Raw genomic sequence first — 24,600 nt, 5'->3', positions numbered from 1 at the left:
TCGGAAAAGTTCCCTACCCTCGCTCCTGCCGGCGATCGCGCAGTGACGGGATCGCCGTGAACAGGAATGCCGCAAGTAACCCGGCCGCCACGAGGACAACAACCAACTGTCGATCCAGCAGCGAAGATCCCACAGCGCCGAAGGCAAGAACCCCCACCCACGAGTAGATGACCAGCACAACTCGGCGATGGGTGTGACCGATCTGCAGCAACCGGTGATGCAGATGCATCTTGTCCGGACTGAACGGACTCACACCTGCCCTCGTGCGGCGGATGACCGCAAGCAGCATGTCCAGCATGGGGATGAACATCACAGCACTGACCAGCAGCAACGGCGCGAGGAGACCGACAAGATCGCGCGTGCCGTAGGCCGTCAGCGGAATCCGGCCGGACGCGGACGTCGAAATCGCGGCAAGCATGAGTCCGATCAGCATGGATCCGGAATCACCCATGAATATCCGTGCCGGATTGAAATTGTGCGGCAGAAATCCGAGGCACGCTCCGGCGAGAGCAGCGGCGATCATCGCCGGCGGGTACACGCTGACATCACCGCCCTGATCGTGCAGGAGTCCGATCGAGAAGAGGAGGATCGCGACCGCGGCAATAAGGCCGAGTCCCGCCGCCAGACCGTCGAGACCGTCGACGAAATTCATGGCGTTGATAGTTGCGACGGCAACGGCAACCGTGAACAGGCCCGATTGGATCTGGTCGAGAATGATGGTCGATCCGCCGTCACCGAACGGGTTGTAGATGATGAACCAACTGACGCCCATCACCACCATGATTCCGGCAGCAGTCACCTGACCGACGAACTTCGTGAGGGCGTCGAGTCCCCACTTGTCGTCGATTATGCCGACCAGGACTATGACACCGCCGGACACCAGCGCCGCTTGAACGTCATGACTGTCGAACTCGAATCCTCGTGTCAGAGCAGGCAATTGCTGCGCGAAGAGTAGCCCGGCAGCCAAACCCACATACATTCCGACACCACCGAGCCGAGGCGTCGGCTGAACGTGGACGTCACGGTCGCGCGGTATCGCCACCGCTCCGAAGCGAATGGCCAGGATCCGCACTGCGCCGGTAGCCAGATAGGTGACCACAGCAGCGGTGCACAGAACCAGCAGGAGTTCTCGGATCGGTACGCCCGTTCCCCCGCTGGACTGCGCAAGGATTTCGGTGGCCTGGTGCGTCGTGATCACTGGGGAGAATCACCCGTGTTCTGGCGGGCACCGACCATCGTTACGAAACTCCCTCTACAAGGCTTTCCGGCGTGGTGCCCAACACGTCTGCGATATCTTCCGCCGACACGGCGCCGACTCGCAGAATACGGGGCGAGTCGCCGGTCAGATCCACGATCGTCGACGCCACCGCGTGTGCTGCCGGTCCGCCGTCGAGGTAGACGCTGGCCGAGCCGCCTAGCTGATCACGAGCCTCGTCGACCGTGGTGGCCGGTGGGCGTCCGGAGATGTTGGCGCTCGAGACGGCAAGCGGTCCGACGTCGCGCAGCAATTCCAATGCGACGGGGTGCAACGGCATGCGAAGCATGACCGTTCCGCGCGTATCGCCGAGATCCCAGGCCAGTGAGGGTGCTTGTTCGACAACCAGACTCAGCCCGCCCGGCCAGAATGCGCGAACGAGATCGCGTGCCTGCGGACGGACGCTGTAGACGAGTCCGTCGATGGTGTTCCAGGATCCGACCAGAACGGGAACCGGCATGTCCCGGCCGCGCCCCTTGGCACGGAGGAGGCTCGTGACGGCCTCGCTGTCGAACGCATCAGCAGCCAATCCGTACAACGTGTCTGTCGGAAGGACAACCAAGCGGCCGGCTTTGAGTGCATTCTTAGCGGCAGCTAGACCTGCCGTACGGGTATCAATTTCACTACAGTCGTAAACGGTGCTCACTGGACCATCCTGTCACTCGGCATTCCGTGGTCTCGCTCACGCTGGGCTTCCACGTCGGTGGCGACGCGTCTCGCGACAACAAAACGGGGGCGACCGGCCAGGTCCGGATGCTGCTCCACTTCGCCGAACACCCGTCGACCGGAGAACAGTGCCGCGACGCCGTCGCCGTTGGTGTCGTCGTGCTCGATCCCGGCGGCGCCGCCGATCCGCAGCCAGCGCGCGATGTTGCTGATCATGGGTTTGATGACGGACAAACCGTCCGGACCACCGAAGAGAGCCGTGTGCGGGTCGTAATCCATGACCTCGGGCTGCAGCTGCGCCCCTTCGGGAATGTACGGCGGGTTGGAGACGACGAGGTCGACTTTGCCTTCGAGAGCCTGCAGCAGATTGCGATCGGTGACATCACCTTGATGAAGATGAATCGGGGTGTCCCCCGCTGTTTCGCGGTCCGCGGCGTTGCGACGCGCCCACGCCAGCGCGGCGGGCTCTTTCTCCACGGCATGCACCACAGCGTCCGGCCTTGCCTCGGCGATGGACAGCGCAAGCACGCCCGAGCCGGTGCACAGGTCCAGGACAACCGGAGGCCTACTGCCGCATCCTTCGAGGAACGAGAGTGCCCAGCCCATCAGCAACTCGGTTTCGGGCCGCGGGATGAACACACCCGGACCGACGGCAACGTCGATATTGCCCATCGACGCGCTGCCGATGATGTGCTGCAACGGGATTCGCTTCGCGCGCTGCGCCACCATGCCGTTGAACGCCTCGATCACCTCGGGGTCGACCAACGGAATCAGGCCTAGGCGGGTGCGCTCTACCCCGAGCAGATGCGACGCCAGCAGTTCGACATCATTACGTGGGCTGGGTACGCCGGCCGCGTCGAGCTCTTTGGCTGCCTCGATCAGCGCCAAACGGAGTGGGAGTCTGCTCACGCGTACAGCCTGCCACGCCTGAGAAATTCACGAGTTGTCATGTCGCCCGCCTATTCGGCTGCGAGGCGGGCCTCGCGGTCCGCCTTGCCCAGTGCGTCGAGGAGCGGATCAAGCTCTCCGTCGAGAACCGCGTCGAGGTTGTGCGACTTGAATCCGATGCGGTGATCGGTGATGCGGTTCTCGGGAAAGTTGTAGGTGCGGATACGTTCCGAGCGGTCGACGGTCCTGACCTGGCTCTGGCGTCCGGCGGAAGCTTCCGCGTCTGCGGCTTCCTCCGCGACAACCTGCAGACGAGCGGCCAGCACCTGCATGGCGCGGGCCTTGTTCTGAAGCTGCGAGCGTTCGTTCTGGCACGTGACCACAATTCCGGTGGGCAGGTGAGTAATTCGCACCGCGGAGTCGGTGGTGTTGACGCCCTGGCCACCCTTGCCGGACGAGCGGTAGACGTCAATGCGCAGGTCACCCTCGTCGATCTGAACCTGTTCGACCTCTTCGGGTTCCGGGTACACCAGGACACCGGCGGCGGAAGTATGCACACGTCCCTGCGATTCGGTGACGGGCACGCGCTGGACGCGGTGAACGCCGCCCTCGAACTTGAGTCGTGCCCATACGCCGTCTGGGGTATCGGACTTACTCTTGATCGAAATGGTTGCTTCTTTGTATCCACCGAGATCGGAGACCGTCGCATCCAGGATTTCGACGCGCCAGCCGTGACGTTCCGCGTAGCGGACGTACATGCGGGCCAGGTCGGAAGCAAAGAGTGCCGACTCCTCGCCGCCTTCACCCGACTTCACTTCGAGGACGATGTCGTCACCGTCGTGGGGATCACGCGGGGCAAGTTGATCGGTCAGCGTCTGCTCGAGCTGTGCGACCTCGGCCTCGAGGTCCGGAATCTCCGCGGCAAAGCTGGAATCGTCGGCAGCGAGTTCACGCGCGGCTTCCAGATCGTCCTGCGCAGCAGTGAGCTTGTTGTACGTCGACATGATGGGCGAGAGCTCGGCGAACCGCTTTCCGACACGGCGGGCGGCCGTCGGGTCGTTGTGCAGCGCCGGGTCGGACATCTGCGCTTCGAGACCGGCATGTTCTGCCAGGATGTCGTCGATGGCCGAGGGCTTGGTTGCGCCTGCCATGGTTCGCTCCGCTCTGAGTTTTCGTTTCCTACGGTGCGCGCTTAAAGATAATTCGACGCTACTACCCGGGAAACGCGCAAAACCGAGTGCAGGCACAAAAAAGCCGACGCCCGATCCGCAATTGCAGATCGGGCGTCGGCGGAACAGCTAGTCTTCGGTCTGAACCTTGCTGTCTGCGCGCTTGCCGTAGCGAGCCTCGAAGCGAGCAACGCGTCCACCGGTGTCGAGAATCTTCTGCTTGCCCGTGTAGAAGGGATGGCACTGCGAGCAAACCTCGACGTTGATGCGTCCGGACTCTTTGGTGCTGTGAGTCTCGAACGTGTTACCGCAACCGCAAACGACGGTGGTCGCTACGTAGGTTGGGTGGATTCCTGCCTTCATGGTGTCCCTTTCAATGGTCGCCGGGTCGACGTCGCCAATCGACATCGTGAACCGGAACCGGACTCGGCCGTTCAGTATGCCAGACGTGGTGGTAGAGCCGGTAATCCGCGTCTGAACTTTCTGAAGGAAGTGGGCTGTACGAATTCCATAACGCACTCCCCCGTCAGTTTGTTCCACAGACGCGAAAAACCCCACAGCCAAATCGGCTGTGGGGTTCTTCTTTCGTGACCGAAGATCAGTCGTCGATTGCGCCCGGTGCGGTCTTGGAGACCTGCATCAGGAACTCGAGGTTGTTCTTGCTCTTCTTCAGACGGTCGATCAGCAGATCGATGGCCTGATGCGAGTCCAGTCCGGACAGGACACGACGCAGCTTGTGCAGCACAGCGGCTTCGTCGGGGCTCAGGAGCAGCTCGTCCTTACGCGTACCGGACGGGTTGACGTCCACAGCCGGGAACACACGACGTTCGGCGATCTTGCGATCGAGCTTGAGCTCGGCGTTGCCGGTGCCCTTGAACTCTTCGAAGATCACGGTGTCGCCGGTGGATCCGGTCTCGACCATCGCGGTAGCGATGATGGTGAGCGAGCCACCGTGCTCGATGTTGCGGGCAGCACCGAGGAAACGCTTCGGCGGGTACAGAGCCGTGGAGTCGACACCACCGGAGAGAATACGTCCCGACGCGGGCGACGAGTTGTTGTATGCACGACCCAATCGAGTGATCGAGTCGAGCAGAACCACGACGTCCTTGCCCATTTCCACGAGACGCTTTGCGCGCTCGATGGCGAGCTCGGCGACCGAGGTGTGGTCTCCCGGCGGGCGGTCGAAGGTCGAGGAGATAACCTCGCCCTTCACGCTTCGCTGCATGTCGGTCACTTCCTCGGGACGCTCGTCCACGAGGACGACCATGAGGTAGCACTCCGGGTTGTTGGTCGCGATGGCGTTGGCGATCGCCTGCAACACGCTGGTCTTACCGGCCTTGGGCGGGCTCACGATCAGGGCGCGCTGGCCCTTACCGATGGGCATCACCAGGTCGATGACACGCGTCGTCAGAATGTTCTGCTCGGTCTCGAGACGCAGACGCTGGTTCGGGTAGAGCGGCGTGAGCTTGTTGAACTCGGGACGCTTCTTCGCAGCCTCGACATCACCACCGTTGACGGTGTCGATACGCACCAGCGGGTTGAACTTCTGACGCTGATTGCTCTGGTCGCCGTCACGGGAGACCCGGACAGCACCGGTGATGGCGTCGCCGCGGCGCAGACCGTTCTTGCGGATCAGGTTCATGGAGACGTAGACGTCGTTGGGTCCGGCGAGGTATCCCGACGTACGCACGAACGCGTAGTTGTCGAGTACGTCGAGGATGCCGGCTACCGGCTGCAGGACGTCGTCCTCGCGGATCTCGGTCTCGCGTGACTCGCTGGGTGCACCGCCCTCGCCGCGTTCGCGGCCACGGCCACGACGCTCACGGAAGCGGCGTCCGCGACGTCCGCGGCCACCCTCTTCGTCGTCGTCCGGACCGTTGTTGCGGTTGTCAGTGCGAGGGCCGGCGTTGTTCTGGCCGGCATTGCTCTGATTTCCGCGATCCTGACGGTCTTGACGATCCTGGTTACCGCGCTGTCCCTGGTTGTCGCGCTGTCCCTGGTTGTCGCGCTGTCCCTGGTTGTCGCGCTGTCCCTGGTTGTCGCGCTGTCCCTGGTTGTCGCGGTTGTTGCGCTCGCGGCGGGGACGCTCGGTGGTCTGCTCGGCAGAGCCGGACTGTTCGGAATCGGTCCGGGTCTCGGCGCGCTCGTTCTGCTTACGCTCGACGGGTGCTTCACTTGCCGGTGCTACAGCGGCCGGTGCGTTAGCAGCCGGTGCCGACTCCTGCTCGATGTTCAGCTCGCCCTGGTCGGGTGAACCGGCGCGACGTGCAGCGCCGCGACGCTGACGGCCACGACGAGGGGCTCCCGCCTCGGCTTCTTCGGACGTGTCGGTACGCGTGGCTGGTGCTGCTGCGGCGGGCTCGGCTGCGGGAGCTTCGACAGGAGCCGGAGCTTCGGCAGTTTCGGTGCGCGCGGCGCGGGTGCTCTTGGCGCGTGTGCGGGCAACCGGTGCGTCGTCGAGTGTGAGTTCACTCTGAGCGGGTGCCGCCTTGGCGCTGCCGCCCTGACGTTCCTTGATCGCGGCGATCAAGTCGCCCTTGCGCATCCCGGAAGTGCCCTTGATGCCCAGTTCACCGGCAAGACTGCGCAGTTCGGTGAGCACCATGCCGGAGAGCCCGGCGCCACGACGTGCGTCGGCACGCTTCGTGGAGGTCGCCACCGCACCGCTGGGTGCTGAAGATGACGCCTGAGAATTGTCGCCTGACTGCGCCCCAGCGGAATTCGCCTTGGGTGCAGTGGTGGCGATGAGGTCCGTATCGGTCACGGAGGTCCTTTCCTTCCCTCACTTGCGCGGCGCAGAGTCGAGGGTTCGTCCCGAAGTTTCGATTGATTACCGAACTCGGAGGTGCCGTACTTAGTTGCATGTCGAGAGTTGCATGTCAAGAACTACCGGCTTGCCCGTCATCAACATGGCCGTCGGAAACCGGTGCTCGAACCGCCCCTGTTTCAAACCGACATGCTGTCGCACACCTGCCGCGACTGACGAAACATCGACGGATTGTGCCGTCGAGGATTCAGACCTTCCCGAGAAGGTACAAGTGCGAGGATCACGTCAAGGATTGTGGACCCCAATTCCCGACTGGGTAGGAGTTTGGCCCCTTGATGATGCACCGGCGACTGACGCGCACGATGTACGGACATTGCCAGGATAGCGCCGATCCACGAGTCCGGCAAGATTATCCGAAACCCGCGTGTGTCACTTCACTTCCCTGGCAACCGGGCGGGAGCCAACTCAGTCCAGGGTCGGACGAACCTCGACACCGGAAGCAATCTCGAGTTCGAGAACCCGGAGACCGTCGGCTCGCGCCGCCTCAGCCAACTGCTCGGGCAACGGTTCCGTGCTCAGCGCGAGCACGGTGGGGCCTGCGCCGGAAACGGTAGCCGCGATACCTGCCTCACGAAGAATCGAGATCCATCGTGTTGTCAACGGCAACGCGGGCGCGCGCTGGCTCTGATGCAGACGATCTTCGGTGGCTGCCATCAACAGATCCGGACGCGTCGTCAGGGCGACGACGGCCAGAGCGCTGCGGCTTGCATTGAACGACGCATCCTGGTGCGGAACCATCTCGGGCAGCAGTCCGCGGGTGTGCGCGGTGGAGGATCGTTCTTCCGGAACCAGTGCTACTGCACGGATATCGGGATGAACGTCGAGTTTTGCGGCCGAGTAGATCGGCTCGTCGCCATCAACGATGGACGGGCAACTCCACGACACCACTGCGCCGCCCAGGACACTCGCCGACGCATTGTCCGGGTGCCCTTCGAACTCGGAGGACAACTGGACCAACTGCTCGTCGGTGAGACCGATCTCGGCGTCGAGTGCACGGGCCAATCCGTTTGCGGCAGCAAGTCCGCCCACTGCCGCCGACGCGGACGAACCGAGCCCACGCGAATGCGGGATCACGTTGCGGCACAGCACATCCAGGCCACTGGCCCACACACCGGCAGCTTCGAGTCCGCGCTCGATGGCCCGAACGACCAGATGCGAAGGGCCCCAGGGCACGTCTGCGGCACCCTCACCTTCGACCTGAATATTCAGGCCGGAATCCGTTGTGGTGACCACGATTTCGTCGTACAGCCCCAGAGCCAAGCCGAGGGTGTCGAACCCCGGCCCCAAGTTTGCACTCGAGGCCGGGACGCGTGCGGTCACCGAAATACCGACAGGCAGGGTTCTGGTCATGTCAGATACCGGATTCCGCGGAGTGGTTGACGAGTCCACGGACACTATGCAAGCTCGAGGGCAGCCGCAACGGCAACGGGATCAACACCGATGGGCTCGACGTTCGGCATGCCCTTCAGAGCGGTATCGGGATCCTTGAGGCCGTTACCGGTCACGGTGCACACGACGGTCAGTCCGGGCTCCAGCCATCCTTCGGCGCGGGCTGCGAGGAGCCCGGCAACGCTCGCTGCCGACGCCGGCTCCACGAAAACGCCTTCGGTGGCAGCGATCAGACGGTAGGCCTCGAGGATCTTCTCGTCGGTTGCGGCGCGGAATGCGCCGTTCGACTCTTCCTTGGCCGCGACAGCGCCGTTCCAGGATGCGGGAGAACCGATCCGGATTGCGGTGGCGATGGTCTCGGGATCCTTGACGGGCGCACCGTTGACCAGCGGTGCGGCTCCGGCTGCCTGCACGCCGAGCATGCGGGGCCTGACCGTGGTCAGACCGTCCGCGTAGTACTCGGAGTATCCGCGCCAGTACGCCGTGATGTTTCCGGCGTTTCCGACCGGGAGTGCGTGAACGTCGGGAGCCTTGCCCAGGACGTCCATGATTTCGAATGCCGCGGTCTTCTGGCCTTCGATGCGCACCGGGTTCACAGAGTTGACGAGACCGATGGTCGGGAACTCCGCGGTGGTCTTGCGTGCCAGCTCGAGGCAGTCGTCGAAGTTGCCCTGGACCTGAATGATCTTGGCGCCGTGCATGACTGCCTGAGCGAGCTTGCCCATGGCGATCTTGCCCTGCGGGATCAGGACGGCGCAGGTCATTCCGGCCTTGGCGGCGTACGCGGCAGCCGAGGCAGAGGTGTTGCCGGTGGAGGCGCAGAGCACGGCGCGCTGGCCACGAGCGAGGGCGTCGGTGACGGCCATCGTCATGCCGCGGTCCTTGAACGAACCGGTGGGGTTGAGGCCCTCGACCTTGAGGTAGACGTCACAACCGGTGATTTCGGAGAGATGACCGGCCGGCAGGAGCGGGGTGCCGCCCTCACGCAGGGTGACGGTCTTCCAGTTGTCGCCGATTGCCAGACGATCCCGGTATGCCTCGATGAGTCCCGGCCAAGCTTTGTGGACGGGATTGACGATGCCGGTCATTGTTCAGTGCCTTCCAGTCGCAGCACGCTGGTCACAGCGGTGACGAATTCGAGTTCGTTGAGGGCCGCCACGGTTTCGGAGAGAGCCGCGTCGGTTGCTACATGAGTGACGACCACCAGTCGAGCGCCGGCGCCGGCACCTTCCTGACGGACGACGGAGATGCTCACGCCGTGCTTCGCGAACTCGGCGGCGACTGCGGACAGCACGCCTTCCTTGTCCGCCACCTCCATGTTCACGTAGTAGCGCGTGAGGATGTCGCCCATCGGAGCGACCTTGAGCTTGGCGTACTTGGATTCGCGGGGGCCGCGGCCACCGTGAACCTTGTTGCGCGCCGCCATCACGAGATCACCCATCACCGCGGAAGCGGTGGGAGCGCCGCCTGCGCCCTGGCCGTAGAACATGAGTCGGCCGGCGTTTTCCGCTTCCACGACAACGGCATTGAATGCGCCGTTGACGGTGGCGAGCGGGTGAGTGAGCGGAACAAGCGCTGGGTAGACCCGCGCGGAGATCCGTTCCTTCCCCTTGGGCGTGACGATTCGCTCGCAGATCGAGAGCAGCTTGATCGTGCAGTCGAGTGCCTTCGCCGACGCCAGGTCCGCGGAGGTGATGGTGGAGATTCCTTCGCGGTACACGTCAGCGGCGGTGACGCGGGTGTGGAACGCGATGGACGCGAGGATCGCGGCCTTTGCCGCGGCGTCGTAGCCTTCGACGTCTGCGGTCGGATCGGCTTCCGCGTATCCGAGGCGGCCGGCTTCGGCGAGGGTTTCCTCGTAGTCCGCGCCCGTTTCGGCCATCGCGGAGAGGATGAAGTTGGTGGTGCCGTTCACGATTCCGGCAACCTTGTTGACCCGGTCGCCTGCGAGCGACTGCGTCAGCGGGCGGATGACCGGGATCGCGCCGGCGACTGCCGCCTCGAAGTACAGGTCGACCGAGTTTGCTTCGGCTGCCTCCGCCAATTCACCGGTGTGGTCCGCGAGCAACGCCTTGTTGGCGGTGACGACGGACTTGCCCGAATTGAGCGAGGAGAGGATCAGCTTTCGCGGCAGCTCGATTCCGCCGATCACCTCGACGACGATGTCCACGTCCTCGCGGGCGACGAGAGATTCTGCATCCGTCGTCTGCATGTCCTCGGGAATTCCGCGGTCGGAGCCGATACGACGAACGGCAACTCCCCGCAGTTCCAACGGAGCGCCGACACGAGCTTCGAGCTCCTCGGCCTGCTCACGAATGATGCGGACGACTTCACTTCCGACGTTACCGAGGCCGAGAACGGCCACACCGATAGCGCGATGCGCCGATTGGCTCGTCACTGCGATACCTCCAAGCTGAGCAGATCTTCCACTGTTTCCCTCCGCAGAATCACGCGTGAAACTCCGTCACGCACCGCCACCACGGCTGGGCGGGTGAGCAGGTTGTACCTGCTCGACATCGAATAGCAGTATGCACCGGTCGCTGCTACCGCAAGTAAATCACCAGGTCCGACGTCCTCGGGCATCCAGGTGTCCCGAATGACGACGTCACCGGATTCACAGTGCTTTCCGACAACACGCGCAACAACAGGATCGGCCTCGGATGTACGTGAGACCAACTTGGCTTCGTACTCCGCACCGTAGAGCGATGTGCGGATGTTGTCGCTCATGCCGCCGTCGACGCTGATGTAGCGGCGTGTCAGTGCGCTGCCCACCGTGACGTCCTTGATGGTGCCGACCTCGTAGAGCGTCACCGTGCCTGGTCCGGCGATGGCGCGGCCGGGTTCGACGGCCAGTGTCGGCTCGGGCAGTCCGGCCAGTGCCGATTCGTTGCGCACGATGTGGCCGAGCTTGGCTGCGAGTTCGTCGACGGGCGGCGGGTCGTCGGACGGGATGTACGAAATCCCCATGCCGCCACCGAGGTCGATTATCGAGATCTGCTTGGTCTTCTCGACGCCGAACTCCGCGACGACGTCGCGAAGCAGCCCGATGACGCGATGGGCTGCCACCTCGAAGCCGTCGACGTCGAAGATCTGCGAGCCGATGTGGCTGTGCAGTCCGACGAGGCGCAGGTTGTCGGCGGCAAAGACGCGGCGCACTGCGTCGATTGCCGCTCCCCCGGCCAACGAGAATCCGAACTTCTGATCTTCGTGTGCGGTGGAGATGAATTCGTGGGTGTGCGCTTCGACGCCGACGGTCAGGCGGATCAGCACGTCCTGGACAACTCCGGCCTCACCGGCGACGCGGTTGAGGCGTTCGATCTCGACTGCAGAGTCGAGGACGACGTGACCGACACCGGCAGCAACACCGGCCGTCAGCTCGGCGACGGACTTGTTGTTGCCGTGCATGGCAATTCGCTCGGCCGGGAAATCGGCGTGCAGTGCGATTGCCAATTCGCCGCCGGAGCACACGTCGAGTGACAGACCTTCGTCGGCAACCCAGCGTGCGATCTCACCACACAGGAATGCCTTGGATGCGTAATGCACCTTGGCATCCGGGCCGAACGCTCGGGCCATGTCGCGGCAGCGTGAACGGAAATCGTCTTCGTCGATGACAAACAGCGGCGTGCCGTACTTCTCGGCAAGCTCGCTGACCTTGACACCTGCCAGGGTTACTTCGCCGTCGTCGCCGCGAGCCGCGTTGCGCGGCCACACCTGCGGCGAGAGTTCACCGAAAGCCTCGGGACTGGTGGGACGGTCGGGCAGACCGGGGGCCTGCAACTGCTCGGCATGCTTGGGGCCGGCGGGGTGCGCGTTCACATCTGCTCCGGTGCTGTGACGCCGAGCAGTTCGAGGCCGTTGGCCAGGACCTGCCTGGTGGCGGCGCAGAGTGCCAGACGCGCGCGGTGCACGTCGGTTGCGTCTTCGTCGCCTTGCGGAAGGATGCGGCACGCGCCGTAGAAGCGGTGGTACGCACCCGCGAGTTCTTCGAGGTAGCGAGCAATACGGTGGGGCTCACGCAGGTTCGCTGCACTGGACACGACGCGAGGGTATTCGCCGATCGTGCGAATGAGATCGCCCTCCTGCTCGACCGTGAGCAGGGCGAGGTGGCTCGCGTCGGCAGAAAGTCCGAGGTCTGCGGCGTTGCGGGCGATCGCGGAGAGGCGGGCATGCGCGTACTGGACGTAGTAGACCGGGTTCTCGCTGCTGGTCTTGGTCCACAGATCGAGGTCGATGTCGATGCTGGAGTCGACGGACGAGCGGATCATGACGTAACGCGACGCGTCGACGCCGATGGCTTCGACCAGGTCGTCGAGGGTGATGACGGTGCCTGCGCGCTTGCTCATCTTGACGGCGGAGCCGTCCTTGACGAGGTTGACCATCTGTCCGATCAGGACCTCGACGGTGTCCGGGTCGTCACCGAATGCGGCAGCGGCGGCCTTGAGCCGACCGATGTATCCGTGGTGATCGGCGCCGAGCATGTAGATGCACAGATCGAAGCCGCGGGCGCGCTTGTCCTGGAAGTAAGCAATGTCACCGGCAATGTAGGCAGCGTTGCCGTCGCTCTTGATGACAACGCGGTCCTTGTCGTCGCCGTAGTCGGTGCTCTTGAGCCACCAGGCACCGTCCTCGTGGAACAGGTTGCCCGAGCTTTTCAGGGACTCGACTGCCTTTTCGACTGCGCCGGATTCGAAGAGCGAGTTCTCGTGGAAGTACACGTCGAAGTCGACACCGAAGTCGTGGAGCGTCTGCTTGATGTGCGTGAACATCAGATCGACGCCGATGGCGCGGAAGGTTTCCTGCTGCTCGTCTGCAGGCAGGTCCATGACGTCCGGGCGCTGCTCCATGACGGTCCGAGCGATGTCGGCGATGTAGGCGCCGGCGTAGCCGTCCTCGGGTGCCGGTTCGCCCTTGGCCGCGGCGATCAGCGAACGCGAGAAGCGGTCGATCTGGGCGCCGTGGTCGTTGAAGTAGTACTCACGTGTGACCAGGCCGCCCTGCGCGGACAGGATGCGTCCGAGCGCGTCTCCGACTGCGGCCCAACGGGTTCCACCGAGGTGAATCGGTCCGGTGGGGTTGGCGGAGACAAATTCGAGGTTGATCTTCTTGCCGGCGAGGGAATCGCCCGAGCCGTACGACGGACCGGCTTCGAGAACCGACACGACGATCGCGCCCTGGGCGTTCTTGTCCAGCCGGATGTTGAGGAAGCCAGGTCCGGCGATCTCGGCGGATTCGATTCCTTCGGCTGCGGTGAGGGCCTCGGCAAGCCAGCCCGCCAGCTCGCGCGGATTCGTGCCGACCTTCTTGGCTACCTGCATGGCAATGTTGGTGGCGTAGTCGCCGTGCTCGGGGTTGCGAGGACGCTCGACTGTCAAGGTTTCGGGGAGCACCGAGACGTCGAGGCCGCGTTCGGCAAGGACGCTCGCAGCGGTTCCGCGGAGCAGTTCGGCAAGGTCAGCTGGAGTCACAGGTATTCATCTTATTGCCTGCACACTCGAGGTGGAGACTCGCCTCGCGCCGGGCCGCCTGCGGGTAGGCTGACGACCGATTTGGGCGTGTCGCACGCCACTCTCCCAGATTGCCCTCAGACTCGGAAAGTACAGTGGTAATGCCCGAGCTACCGTCACGTACGTCCGACGGGAGGGTCTGCTGCATATTTGCCCACACACCGAAAGAGCCCAATCGATGCCAAGCGGTTCGGATAGTCGCGGTCCCAATAATAAATCCGGGGCCAAATCAGCCAAAGCCATCAAGGCTGCCAACAAGGGTGGCCGTCCGGCCAAGAAAGGCAAGGGAGGCGTTCCCGCCCCTCGCCAGATCCCGTGGCTGACGATCGGCGCCGGTGCGCTCGTGCTTGCACTGATTGCAGTGCTCGCCGTCAACTTGTGGCCGAAGGTCGAGGAGCAGCAGGCGCTGGAGCCCTATAAGTACAGCTCCGAGAACAAGGATCCGTCCGACAAGATCGACGGTGTCCTCAAGATCGAGTACCCGGCCGGTCAGCACGTCGAGGCCACGCAGCGCGTCGCCTACGACCAGACTCCACCGTTCGGTGGACCGCACGACTCCACGTGGGCGAACTGCACCGGCACCGTGTACGCAGACCCGATCCGGACCGAGAACGCAGTCCACTCCCTCGAGCACGGCGCCATCTGGATCTCGTACAACCCCGATCTTGTCGACCAGGACCAGATCGACAGCTTGGCGACACGCGTCAGCGGCAAGTCCTACATGCTGATGTCGCCGTACCCGGGCCAGAGCAGCCCCATCTCGCTCCAGTCGTGGGGCCATCGCCTCGAAGTCGACAACGCCGACGACGAGCGCATCGACCAGTTCATCACCGCGCTGAACCAGAACCCGAACACCTACCCCGAGGTCGGCGCCAGCTGCTCCAACCCGCTGTTCAGTCCGGAAACGTCACCGTTCGATCCCACCGCTCCGGGCCCCGACGCCGTTCCGATGGACGGCACAGGCACCACGGCAGCTACCGACGAGCAGATTCCCGCGGGTGGATAACGTGCCAGACACCGACCAGCCGTCGAAGCCCAGTCAGCGCACCGCGCTGCTGATCATCGGGTTGATCGGCGCTATCGCAATCGGCTTCGCCCTTGGTGCGCTCACCAACATGTTGGGTCCAGACGCCGAGTCCTCACTGACTGTCCCGGCATCGGACTCCGTCGATGTGGGCTTTGCGCAGGACATGAGCGTGCATCACAGCCAGGCCGTCGACATGGCATCCATCGCGCTGACGAAGTCCACCGACAACGACGTACGCACGTTGGCCTACGACATCTTGACCACGCAGCAGAATCAGCTCGGCCAGATGCAGGCCTGGCTGACGATGTGGGACCAACCCCTCAGCAAGGTCGGCCCGTACATGGAGTGGATGTCGTCCGACTCGTCCGGGCACAGTTCGCACGGGACCTCGGGCACGATGGACATGGATCATTCGGGCCCGGTCGACACCATGCCGGGCATGGCGTCACCCGAGGACCTGGCCGCACTGCGCGCCGCGTCCGGCACCGAACTCGACGTCCTGTTCCTGCAGCTGATGTTGCGTCACCACGAGGGCGGACTCCCGATGATGGAGTACGCCGCAGCCGATGCCACCGAGGGCCCGGTGCGGTCCCTGGCACAGACGATGGTCGACACGCAGCAAAGCGAGTCCGCACTGATGACCAGCATGCTGGCCGCGCGCGGAGCCGCTCCACTGCCGATGAATTAATCCGGCTCTTTTCCAGACCCGAACTGGGCCTGGTCCTGATCTACTTCAGGACCAGGTCCAGTTTTCTATTTCCGGCATGTCCTCGAGGTGTTCGACGATGTAGCGGGAATGCTTCTCCAGCTGCGACCGACAGAATTCGGCCAGCTCCGGAGATCCGGCCGTTCGCCGCTTCGAGCGTCGTAGTGCCTCGATCACCAGGTGGTAGCGGCTCATCTTGTTGAGCACGACCATGTCGAACGGTGTTGTGGTGGTTCCTTGTTCACTGAATCCCCGAACGTGGAAACGCTCCGGCGACGGCCGCCCGTGCATGAGCTCGTGAATTGCGCGGGAGTAGCCGTGGAACGCGAACACGACGTCGGTCTGCGCGGTGAACAGATCGAGGAAGATTCGCTCACCGAATCCGTGTGGGTGCTCGGTCGGCGTCAGCAACGCCATGAGGTCGACGACGTTGACCACCCGCACCCGTAGGTCCGGAGTGTGTTCTCGGAGCAGTTGGGCGGCGGCAAGAATTTCTTGTGTCGGAACGTCTCCCGCTGCCGCGAGCACAACATCCGGCTCTTCGCCGTGAACTTCCGTTCCCGCCCACTCCCACACCGAAGCACCGGCAGCGCAGTGCGCGTGCGCCTGCTCGAGCGTGAGGTACTGCAGATGTGGCTGCTTGTCGACGACGATCAGATTCACGTGATCAGTGCTGCGCAGGCAGTGATCCGAAATCGACAGCAGCGTGTTGGAGTCCGGCGGCAGCCACACACGGATAACACTGGGCGCCAAAGGAATCACGGCGTCGATCATTCCCGGGCCCTGATGGCTGAAACCGTTGTGATCGTTACGCCAACACGTACTTGTGAGCAGTACGTTGAGCGACGCCACTGGAGCGCGCCACGGCAATTCGACTGCATGTTGGAGCCATTTGGCGTGCTGGATGAGCATCGAGACGCTCACCATCGCAAAGGCCTCGTAGCTGGCGAACATTCCGTGCCGGCCGGACAACAGATAGCCTTCGAGCCAACCCTCACACAGGTGCTCGCTGAGCACTTCCATGACTCGTCCGTCTGTGGAGAGTCCGTCGTCGAATTCGGTGATCGGCAATTGCCAACAGCGCTCGGTTGTCTCGAAGACGGCGCCGAGTCGGTTACTCGACGTCTCGTCCGGACAGAAGAGTCGGAAGATTCCGCCGCCGTCGTCGGTTTCGGTGGCGGCGTAGACGTCTCGGAGCAATTCCCCGAGCACCCTGGTGGTCTCGTGGAACGTCGAACCCGGCGATTCGATGGGGAGCGCGTACTTCTCGAGGGCCGGCATGGGAAGGTCGACGCGCAGGCGCCCACCGTTGGCGTACGGCGTGCTGCCCATCCGCTTGTCGCCGGCAGGGGCCAACGCGGCCAGGTCGGGTCGCAATGATCCGTTTGCGTCGAACAACTCGTCCGGCCGGTAGGAACGCATCCATTCTTCGAGTTGGCGCAGGTGCGCTTCGTTGGTGCGCACTCCCGACAGCGGCACTTGATGCGCCCAGTGGGTACCTTCCACCAATTTCCCGTCAACCGTGTGCGGCCCTGTCCACCCCTTGGGCGTGCGCAGGACAATCGCCGGCCATTTACCCGACCACTCCTCGCCGCCGCGCGCCTTCGCCTGCCGATCACGAATCGTGTTGTGAGCATTGACTATTGCTCGGTACAACTGCGGGAAGACCGCACCGGGATCATCTCCGGACACAACAACGGGATCCCACCCCTGACCGCTGAGAAACGCCTGGACATCCTCGTCGCTGCTGCGCCCGTACACCGTCGGTCCCGCGATCTTGGCGCCGTTGACGTGCAGGATCGGCAGCACCGCTCCATCGCGACGCGGATTGAGGAAGGCCGGGAGTTTCCACGATCCCGACAACGGACCCGTTTCCGCCTCACCGTCACCGATGACACATGCCACCAACAAGTCCGGATGGTCGAACGCGGCGCCCGCCGCGTGTGCGAGCGCGTACCCCAACTCGCCACCTTCGTGAATGCTGCCGGGAGTCTGCACGCTGACGTGACTCGGCACACCGCCAGGAGCCGAGAACCGTCGGCACATCCGATGAATACCCTCACCGTCCGCCGGTACGTCGGGATAGATCTCCGAGTACGTCCCTTCCAGGTACGTCGACGCGACCAATGCCGGTCCGCCGTGTCCGGGCCCCGTCACGTACAGCCAATCCGCGTCGGTGGCAACGATGTGCCGATTCAGCAACGTGTAGATCATCGACAAACCCGGACTGGTTCCCCAATGCCCGAGCAGTCGGGGTTTGATGTGCTTCGCTTGCAACGGTTCTCGCAGCAAAGTGTTGTCCTGCAGGTAAATCTGCGCGACGGTCAGATAGTTCGCGGCTGCCCACCACTGCAGGTCCAGCTCGAGATCGTCGTCGGAATACTGATGATCGGTCATCGTCGACTCCCGTACTTCACGAGGGTGCCCGAGCGGTCCGCCCGAACCTGTGCCCAGAGGCGAGCCTAGGTGCAAACCGCACGGATGTCTTAGTTACCGACGCTCGACGCATTCTTATGTGGGGCCGGTTTGACCACAGGCGGGTGTGATGCGCTACGCTAACGCAGCCCAAGTCGGCACACCGTTTTTTATCGGTGCGCCCCCGTAGCTCAGGGGATAGAGCGTTCGCCTCCGGAGCGAAAGGCCGCAGGTTCGAATCCTGCCGGGGGCACCACGACAGCGCAGGTTTTCTTACCGGCTGCGCGTCTCGGTGCCACATTTTTCGGGCCTCATTTCTCAGCGACTACCGTTGGCAGCATGCCGCGCCGCGATTCTGCCCCGACCTACACGATGCGTCAGCTTGCCGCGTTTGTGGCGGTAGCAGAGACCGGAACCATCACCGCTGCCGCCGATCTCATGCACCTCTCCCCCTCGGCACTGTCAGCGTCCATCACCGAACTCGAACGCGCCCTGAAAGTTCAACTGTGCGTTCGTCGTCGATCATTCGGCGTACAACTCACTCGCACCGGCGAATCCGTTCTGGTGCGCGCACGCGCCCTCCTGCAACAGGCCGACGAACTCGAGTCCGACGCACTCGGAACTGCCGGCACCGTTTCCGGGCCCATTGCGATCGGGTGCTACCCCGCATTGGGGCCGACAATTCTGCCGTCGATGATCGCCGGCTTCACACGCACCTACCCGGCAACACAGGTGGAGTTTCGCGAGGACAACCAGAACCGACTGCAGACCCATCTGGAAAACGGCGAGTTGGATCTTGCGATCGCGTACGACCTGGATCTCTCGTCGGAACTGCGCACGATTCCGTTGACCACCCGACAACCTCTGATCGTCTTGGGCGCCGAGCACCCGTTGGCGCAATCGGAGAACCCCATTCATCTCCCTGATCTCGCCAAGTTTCCGATGGTCCTCCTCAACGCGCCACCGAGCACCAAACACGCACTCGACGTGTGTCGCCTCGGCGGGTTCGTCCCGGACGTTGCCTACCGAACCGGGAACTTCGAGACGGCGCGAGCCTTTGTCGGGCGCGGTCTCGGCTGGACGCTCCTGCTCCAACGCCCGAAGATGGACATTACGTACGAGGGCCTCGAGGTAGTCGTGAAAACGATCGGATCGCCTGCAGTTCCTTCGGTGGACGTAGTGCTCGCCTGGCACCAGGACGCACGCCTCAGTCGAGTGGCACGAAGTTTTATAGAATTCGTTTCACAGCAGGACGATCGCCAATAACGACCCGACCAGGACAAATCTCTCCTTCCATCATTTTTCCGTGGAAGAACCTCCAATTCTTTAGCTTTTCAAGTGTTGTGGCGCGCGTCATTGTGTCTTCAAGCGATATTCATGTCGAAAGGCAATTCATGACCTCCACCGCCACGCCGCATACGGTGCGCGCTGCCGCGAGCGCCAAAGCGCGCAAAGCCGCCCTCGGCAGCTTTGTCGGCACCGCCATCGAGTGGTACGACTTCTTCATCTACGGCACCGCTGCGGCGCTTGTACTCGGCACGCAGTTCTTCCCCGGCACGTCCGAACTCGCCGGAACCTTGGCCGCCTTCGCGACACTCGCCGTAGGATTCATCGCGCGCCCCATCGGCGGAATCGTGATGGGACATTTCGGCGACCGCATCGGACGCAAGTCCATGCTCGTACTCTCGCTGCTCCTGATGGGCGGCGCGACCGTTGCCATCGGCCTGCTGCCGAATTACGACTCTATCGGTGTCTTTGCGCCCGTCCTCCTCGTGACATTCCGCTTCATCCAGGGCCTGGGCGTCGGCGGCGAATGGGGTGGAGCAGTCCTGGTTGCGACCGAAAATGCACCAGAAGGCAAGAAGGGCCTCTACGGCGCGGCGCCGCAGATCGGCGTGCCGGCCGGTGTGCTGATGGCCAACCTCGTGTACCTGCCGCTCGCCGCGTTCATGGACGACAGCACCTTCAACTCCTGGGGTTGGCGAATTCCGTTCCTGCTCAGCGCTGTTCTGGTGGGCGTCGCGATGTGGATTCGACTCGGACTCGAGGAAAGTGACGAGTTCACCGCGTCCAAGGACGACGCTCCTGCGGAGACACTGCCGATCCTCGAGGTGCTGACCAAGCACTGGAAGACCGTGCTGCTCGCCGGTGGCACCTTCATCGCCACCAACGGAATCGCGTACGCGTACATGGTGTACGTCCTCAAGTACGGCGAGAAGGAACTCGGATTCAGCAAGACCACGATGCTGTTCCTGCTCATCGCGTCCTGCCCCTTCTGGATGGCCGGAATGGCATTCAGCGCGCACAAGTCGGACTCGATCGGACGCCGAACCGTCTACATCCGTAGCTCCATCGCGTTGGTCGTCGCCGCGGCAGCATTCTTCCCGCTCATGGACACCGCGATCATCCCGGCGATGTTGTTTGCGATGATCGGCCTTGGCTTCACGCTCGGCTGCTGCGCCGGCCCACAATCCGCGCTGTTCGCCGAACTGTTCCCCGCCCACATCCGCTACAGCGGAGCGTCGCTCGGCTACCAGATCGGTGCCATCCTCGGCGGCGGCCTGGCCCCGATGATCGCCACCGCACTCTTTGCCGGATTCGGCACGTCGCTCGCCATCACCGTCTACTTCGTGGGAATCGCCGTGATCAGCCTCGTCTCGATCCTGTTGCTCCCCGAACCTTCTGCCGCACAGAAAGCCTCGTGATCATGTCGACTTACTTTCATCCGAAGAAGTACGCCGCCGAGGATTTTGCGTCCCTGGCTCCGTCGGCCGACGCGCTCCCGGTAGTGATCGTCGGCGCCGGCCCCGTCGGCATGGGCGTTGCCATGGGCTTGGCCCAGCGCGGCATTCCCGTCACAATTCTCGAAGCGGCAGATCAGGTTTCGTTCGGCAGCCGCGCAATCTGCGTGTCGCGGCACAGCCTCGAAGTTGCCGAGCGTCTCGGCTTCGGCGCCGAACTCGAAGACATCGTTCTGCCGTGGGTGGGTGGCCGGAGCTACTACCGTGATCAGGAAGTGCTGCACTTCCGCATGGCCTCCGCCGATCACGATGCGCGCGGCCCCATGGTCAACGTGTCGCAATCCGAGTTCGAGCAGATCATGACGGACAAGCTGCTCGCTCACCCCCTCGTGAACTTCCACTGGTCGTCGTCGATCGCGGGCATCGCGGCCGGCGACGACGAGGTGACGTTGACCGTCGACACCGCGTTCGGAACTCGCGAACTCCGTGCCGCCTGGGTCGTTGCCGCCGACGGTGGCCGTAGCAAGATGCGCGAACTCAGCGGAATCCGCCTGCAGGGCAACAGCTACGAGGGCAACTACGTCATCGCGGACATTCATTGGGAATCGGAACTACCGGCCGAGCGTCTGGTGTGGTTCGACGCGCCGAGCAACCCGGGTTCCACGATCATCATGCACCGCCAGCCGCGTGACATCTGGCGCATCGACTACCAACTCGACGCGTCGGACGATCCCGAGGCGGAGACGCAGGAAGATCGCATCCGCGACCGCATCACGCGCCACCTCGAATGGCTGCAGAGCGACATCCCGTGGACCCTCGAATGGTTCGGTTTCTACCGCGCTCATGCACTGGCCTTGGAAGATTTCACGCACGGCCGCGTGCTGTTTGCCGGCGACGCAGCGCATCTCGTCCCTATCTTCGGTGTTCGTGGCCTCAACTCCGGCATGGAAGACGCCGAAACCCTGGTGTGGCAGTTGGCCTCCGTCATCAACGGAGCGTCCGATACCGCCATCCTCGACGCGTACTCGACGGAACGTCGCAGCGCGTGGCAGCAGAACGTCGACAATGCAGGCAAGTCGACGCTCATCATGTCCCCGGGTAGCCACGGACACCGAACCACTCGCGACGCGGTGCTCGAACTCGCCACCACTCGAGGCGAATTCGCGCACCTGATCAATCCGCGCCAGTCGAGCGCAACACACGCCCACCTCTCACCGCTGACGTGGCCAACCACTCCCGGCACCCAAGGCGTCCTGCCCGGCGATCCGCTCGAAGACAGGATCGTCGAGGTCTCGGCGGGCGGCTCGGAAACCTCCTTGAATCGTTTGCGCGGTACGGGATTCGGTGTGCTGGCCTTCGGCCTGTCGGCTGAATTGGCTTCCGAACTCGCCGCGCAGGCCGACGTTCTTGCTCGCGCACTTGCACCGGAAACCGTGCGGGTAATCACCGTGGGCGGTGCCGATGCCACGGTCGACGACGCTAGCGGTGACCTTGCTTCCGCCCTCGGTGCTCGCGTCGGCGAGATCTTCGTCATCCGCCCCGACGGTTTGGTTCTGTGCCGGATCAGCGATCCCGCACAATTGGGCGATGTAGCCAAGCATCTCACCGCCGGAACTGCGCCGACCCACTTCGACGCGGCAGTGTCCGTGACAGCTGCAGCGGTCGGAGACGATGCCCGTCGTGAGCACGTGTGGTTGGCACTCTCCAACGCACTCGATCAGGCCGAGCCGGCTGATCGTGAAGGCATGTTGGTGCGCCTGGCCATGATCCTCGGTTCGCAGGCGAGCACTGCCGACTTCGACAGTGCTCTTGGGTCCGCTTCCCGCTAGTCCACGATTCACACGTTCAGCCGCGCAGGAATTCTCCTGCGCGGCTGAACTTTTTTACTAGGAGACGGGCGTCAACTCCTTCTCCGCATCGGTGCGCTTTCCACGTACCGATCTTCCCCGCACCAAGGGCGAAACGGTGATGGCCAAGCCCACCAGCGCAACGCCGGTAACCAGGATCAGTCCGGGATGGAACTGTTGGAACCCGGCAGTCCCCGCGCCAGTCGCGGTGTGCGAGCCAGCGGTGACCAGGGCCGTCGTCAGTGCCAGCACAAGGGCCGCACCGACCTGAGCCGACGTGTTCACCAGACCCGAGGCCAAACCTTGCTCCGAGTCGTCGACGCCAGAGGTTGCCTGAGCCATGATCGAGGTGTAGCCCAAGGCAAATCCAAGGCCGAGCAGAATGACGCTGGGCAGAATTGCCACAACGTATGACGGTGAATCACTCCCGGCAAACAGGAACCAGAGGTACCCGACGCTCAGCGACGTCAGTGCCGCGATGATGAGTGTGGCACTGCCGTACAGGTCGACCAACCGTCCGACAAACGGCGAACCGAAGGCAACGATGATGCCGGCGGGGAGCAGTGCCATCGCCATCTTCAGGGGCGACCAGCCGAGGGCGGACTGCAGGAAGATCGTCATCATGAACTGGAAGCTCAGATAGGACCCGAAGAGCGCGATGATGGCGAGATTCGCGCGGACGATGCTGCCGACGCGCAGAAGTCCAAGGCGCACAAGCGGGTGCGCCACCTTCTTCTCCACGACGAAGAACGTCGCCAAGAGCACCGCTGCCACGGCAAACGACCCCAAGGTCATCGGGTGCGCCCAACCACGAGTCGGAGCCGAGACCATCGTGTAGACCGTGAGCAGCATTCCCGTCACCAACGTGACGGCGCCAACCAGGTCGTGTCCGCCGTTGTCCGCGGGACGGTCCCGCGGAATGAGGAAGTACCCACCGATCAGCGCGATGACAGCGAAGGGCACCGGCATCAGGAACGTGAATCTCCAACCGGCGCTGGTCAACAGCCCGCCGAGAATCAGTCCGGACGAGTAGCCGCTGGCACCGAATACCGAGAACACGGACAGCGCCCGGTTACGGGCCGGACCTTCTTTGAACGTCGTGGTGAGGATGGACATCGCGGTCGGAGCGGTGAACGCGGCAGCGAGTCCCTTCACGAATCGTGATGCGATCAGCAGTGTTCCGTTGTCGACGAGGCCACCGACCAGCGAGGCGATTGCGAACACGGTGAGAGCGATCAGGAAGACCTTCCTACGCCCGAGGAGGTCGGCGGTGCGTCCACCCAGTAGCAGCAGTCCGCCGAATCCGAGGACGTAGCCGTTGATGATCCACTGCAGCGAAGTAGTGGAAAGGCCCAGTTCATCGCCGATGGACGGTAGAGCGACGCCCACCATCGACACATCGAGACCGTCGAGGAACAACACGAGGCAGAGCACCGCGAGGATGCCCCACAGCTTGAGGGACCAACCCTCCCCTGTGGCCGGATCCGTGGATTCCGTAGAACCCGGGGATTTCGGCGAATCGAATGGTTTGAGTGTCGAGTCTGTGCAAGTCACGTCAGCGAGAATAGATGCACATGCACTTAATGCACAAGCATTTAATGCAATTGCACGTAATCGAGTCTTCAACTAGAATGCGGTCGTGACGTCGGAATCCGAATTGCGCAACACCTGGCGCTCGCTGTCGACCAGCTACAACGACATCGCATGCGAACTCGATCGCCAGATGCAGTCTGCGCATGGCCTGAGCATGAGCGACTTCGAGGCTCTCGACCGACTCATGGACACCTCGTGTGAGCGTCCACGGATGCAGGATCTGGCCTCGGAGATGTACCTGAGTCCCAGTGCGCTCTCCCGCAGCGTCGCCCGTCTCGAGAAGGCCGGACTGGTTCAACGAGCGCTGTGCGAGGCCGACCGGCGCGGAGTCTTCATCGACGTCACCGACAAAGGGCGCGAAGTCCACTCGGATGCCAGCAAAATTCAACTGGCCGTGCTGAATTCACACCTGCGCGCGCAATAGCCCTTACTCACTCGACCGTACCGTCGCATGCCCGAACCCCGGGCGATCAACGAACACGGCTAGACTGGCCTGGTACCGACGCGCTTTTCTGACGCCGTCGGCGATCGACAGCAGCGCACCCAGCACGCCCTCAGGCGGTCCTGGTCCAG

19 protein-coding genes and 1 tRNA gene are annotated in these 24,600 nt (G+C 63.3%); 7 read left to right on the top strand and 13 right to left on the bottom strand.

Going from position 1 to position 24,600, the window contains the following annotated elements:
- Window positions 1-13 precede the first annotated feature (13 nt).
- The 11 genes from RG2_RS26590 to argS all read right to left on the bottom strand — a co-directional run bounded on the left by RG2_RS26590 (window position 14) and on the right by argS (window position 13,659).
- Window positions 14-1,198 carry a glycosyltransferase family 4 protein gene (locus RG2_RS26590; RefSeq protein WP_033236100.1) on the bottom strand — a complete coding sequence of 395 codons (1,185 nt, stop codon included), beginning with the start codon at window positions 1,196-1,198 and terminating at the stop codon, window positions 14-16.
- A 40-nt stretch (window positions 1,199-1,238) separates the two neighbouring features.
- A complete protein-coding gene (locus RG2_RS26585) occupies window positions 1,239-1,901 on the bottom strand; it encodes an L-threonylcarbamoyladenylate synthase (RefSeq protein ID WP_033236099.1) in 663 nt (220 codons plus the stop codon).
- On the bottom strand, window positions 1,898-2,830 hold the full coding sequence (gene prmC, locus RG2_RS26580; RefSeq protein ID WP_033236098.1) for a peptide chain release factor N(5)-glutamine methyltransferase: 933 nt from the start codon (window positions 2,828-2,830) through the stop codon (window positions 1,898-1,900). The genes RG2_RS26585 and prmC overlap by 4 nt, the downstream gene beginning before the upstream one ends.
- Window positions 2,831-2,880: 50 nt before the next feature.
- Window positions 2,881-3,960, bottom strand: coding sequence for a peptide chain release factor 1 (gene prfA / locus RG2_RS26575; protein ID WP_033236097.1), 1,080 nt, complete (start codon window positions 3,958-3,960; stop codon window positions 2,881-2,883).
- A gap of 147 nt (window positions 3,961-4,107) precedes the next feature.
- Complete coding sequence (rpmE, locus tag RG2_RS26570) at window positions 4,108-4,341, bottom strand: 50S ribosomal protein L31 (RefSeq protein WP_033236138.1); 234 nt, start codon at window positions 4,339-4,341, stop codon at window positions 4,108-4,110.
- Window positions 4,342-4,576: 235 nt separating this feature from the next.
- A complete protein-coding gene (gene rho, locus RG2_RS26565; RefSeq protein WP_033236096.1) occupies window positions 4,577-6,742 on the bottom strand; it encodes a transcription termination factor Rho in 2,166 nt (721 codons plus the stop codon).
- Window positions 6,743-7,210: 468 nt separating this feature from the next.
- The gene (gene thrB, locus RG2_RS26560) at window positions 7,211-8,155 is read right to left on the bottom strand and encodes a homoserine kinase (RefSeq protein WP_033236137.1); all 945 of its coding nucleotides are present in this window, start codon (window positions 8,153-8,155) and stop codon (window positions 7,211-7,213) included.
- Window positions 8,156-8,199: 44 nt separating this feature from the next.
- Entirely contained in the window at window positions 8,200-9,282 is a 1,083-nt protein-coding gene (gene thrC / locus RG2_RS26555) for a threonine synthase (protein ID WP_033236095.1), read from the bottom strand.
- A complete protein-coding gene (locus RG2_RS26550; RefSeq protein ID WP_033236094.1) occupies window positions 9,279-10,592 on the bottom strand; it encodes a homoserine dehydrogenase in 1,314 nt (437 codons plus the stop codon). The genes thrC and RG2_RS26550 overlap by 4 nt, the downstream gene beginning before the upstream one ends.
- Window positions 10,589-12,010 carry a diaminopimelate decarboxylase gene (lysA, locus tag RG2_RS26545; protein WP_033236093.1) on the bottom strand — a complete coding sequence of 474 codons (1,422 nt, stop codon included), beginning with the start codon at window positions 12,008-12,010 and terminating at the stop codon, window positions 10,589-10,591. The genes RG2_RS26550 and lysA overlap by 4 nt, the downstream gene beginning before the upstream one ends.
- Window positions 12,007-13,659, bottom strand: a complete 1,653-nt coding sequence (argS, locus tag RG2_RS26540) for an arginine--tRNA ligase (protein ID WP_033236092.1) — start codon at window positions 13,657-13,659, stop codon at window positions 12,007-12,009. The genes lysA and argS overlap by 4 nt, the downstream gene beginning before the upstream one ends.
- Window positions 13,660-13,876: 217 nt before the next feature.
- On the opposite strand from argS, the gene RG2_RS26535 reads away from it, so the two are divergent.
- Window positions 13,877-14,704, top strand: coding sequence for a thioredoxin-like domain-containing protein (locus RG2_RS26535; protein ID WP_033236091.1), 828 nt, complete (start codon window positions 13,877-13,879; stop codon window positions 14,702-14,704).
- Between the two features lies 1 nt (window position 14,705).
- A complete protein-coding gene (locus tag RG2_RS26530; RefSeq protein ID WP_371851347.1) occupies window positions 14,706-15,413 on the top strand; it encodes a DUF305 domain-containing protein in 708 nt (235 codons plus the stop codon).
- A 45-nt stretch (window positions 15,414-15,458) separates the two neighbouring features.
- Here RG2_RS26530 and RG2_RS26525 read toward each other — a convergent pair whose 3' ends face one another.
- Window positions 15,459-17,828: a phosphoketolase family protein gene (locus RG2_RS26525; protein ID WP_033236089.1), complete on the bottom strand. Its 2,370-nt coding sequence runs from the start codon at window positions 17,826-17,828 to the stop codon at window positions 15,459-15,461.
- A 198-nt stretch (window positions 17,829-18,026) separates the two neighbouring features.
- On the opposite strand from RG2_RS26525, the gene RG2_RS26520 reads away from it, so the two are divergent.
- The 4 genes from RG2_RS26520 to RG2_RS26505 all read left to right on the top strand — a co-directional run bounded on the left by RG2_RS26520 (window position 18,027) and on the right by RG2_RS26505 (window position 22,416).
- Window positions 18,027-18,102: transfer RNA gene (locus tag RG2_RS26520), tRNA-Arg, on the top strand.
- A gap of 83 nt (window positions 18,103-18,185) precedes the next feature.
- A complete protein-coding gene (locus tag RG2_RS26515) occupies window positions 18,186-19,112 on the top strand; it encodes a LysR substrate-binding domain-containing protein (protein WP_033236088.1) in 927 nt (308 codons plus the stop codon).
- Window positions 19,113-19,240: 128 nt separating this feature from the next.
- Window positions 19,241-20,551 carry an MFS transporter gene (locus tag RG2_RS26510; RefSeq protein WP_033236087.1) on the top strand — a complete coding sequence of 437 codons (1,311 nt, stop codon included), beginning with the start codon at window positions 19,241-19,243 and terminating at the stop codon, window positions 20,549-20,551.
- A gap of 2 nt (window positions 20,552-20,553) precedes the next feature.
- On the top strand, window positions 20,554-22,416 hold the full coding sequence (locus tag RG2_RS26505) for an FAD-dependent monooxygenase (protein ID WP_033236136.1): 1,863 nt from the start codon (window positions 20,554-20,556) through the stop codon (window positions 22,414-22,416).
- A 57-nt stretch (window positions 22,417-22,473) separates the two neighbouring features.
- Here the strand turns inward: RG2_RS26505 and RG2_RS26500 are convergent, their stop codons facing one another.
- The gene (locus RG2_RS26500; RefSeq protein ID WP_033236086.1) at window positions 22,474-23,988 is read right to left on the bottom strand and encodes an MFS transporter; all 1,515 of its coding nucleotides are present in this window, start codon (window positions 23,986-23,988) and stop codon (window positions 22,474-22,476) included.
- An 85-nt stretch (window positions 23,989-24,073) separates the two neighbouring features.
- On the opposite strand from RG2_RS26500, the gene RG2_RS26495 reads away from it, so the two are divergent.
- Complete coding sequence (locus tag RG2_RS26495; protein ID WP_033236085.1) at window positions 24,074-24,451, top strand: MarR family winged helix-turn-helix transcriptional regulator; 378 nt, start codon at window positions 24,074-24,076, stop codon at window positions 24,449-24,451.
- Window positions 24,452-24,600: the final 149 nt, after the last annotated feature.

Source organism: Rhodococcus globerulus NBRC 14531 (assembly GCF_001894805.1).
GTDB classification, from domain to species: domain Bacteria; phylum Actinomycetota; class Actinomycetes; order Mycobacteriales; family Mycobacteriaceae; genus Rhodococcus_F; species Rhodococcus_F globerula.
The sequence above is the reverse complement of the archived record's forward strand: the minus strand, read 5'-3'. Positions and strand labels throughout refer to the sequence as shown.

Coding starts and splice junctions, on each gene's coding strand:
- prfA (WP_033236097.1), bottom strand. CDS start 3,960: ATGGCAGGCGCAACCAAGCCCTCGGCCATCGACGACATCCTGGCAGAA.
- rpmE (WP_033236138.1), bottom strand. CDS start 4,341: ATGAAGGCAGGAATCCACCCAACCTACGTAGCGACCACCGTCGTTTGC.
- thrB (WP_033236137.1), bottom strand. CDS start 8,155: ATGACCAGAACCCTGCCTGTCGGTATTTCGGTGACCGCACGCGTCCCG.
- thrC (WP_033236095.1), bottom strand. CDS start 9,282: ATGACCGGCATCGTCAATCCCGTCCACAAAGCTTGGCCGGGACTCATC.
- RG2_RS26535 (WP_033236091.1), top strand. CDS start 13,877: ATGCCAAGCGGTTCGGATAGTCGCGGTCCCAATAATAAATCCGGGGCC.
- RG2_RS26525 (WP_033236089.1), bottom strand. CDS start 17,828: ATGACCGATCATCAGTATTCCGACGACGATCTCGAGCTGGACCTGCAG.
- RG2_RS26515 (WP_033236088.1), top strand. CDS start 18,186: ATGCCGCGCCGCGATTCTGCCCCGACCTACACGATGCGTCAGCTTGCC.
- RG2_RS26510 (WP_033236087.1), top strand. CDS start 19,241: ATGACCTCCACCGCCACGCCGCATACGGTGCGCGCTGCCGCGAGCGCC.
- RG2_RS26505 (WP_033236136.1), top strand. CDS start 20,554: ATGTCGACTTACTTTCATCCGAAGAAGTACGCCGCCGAGGATTTTGCG.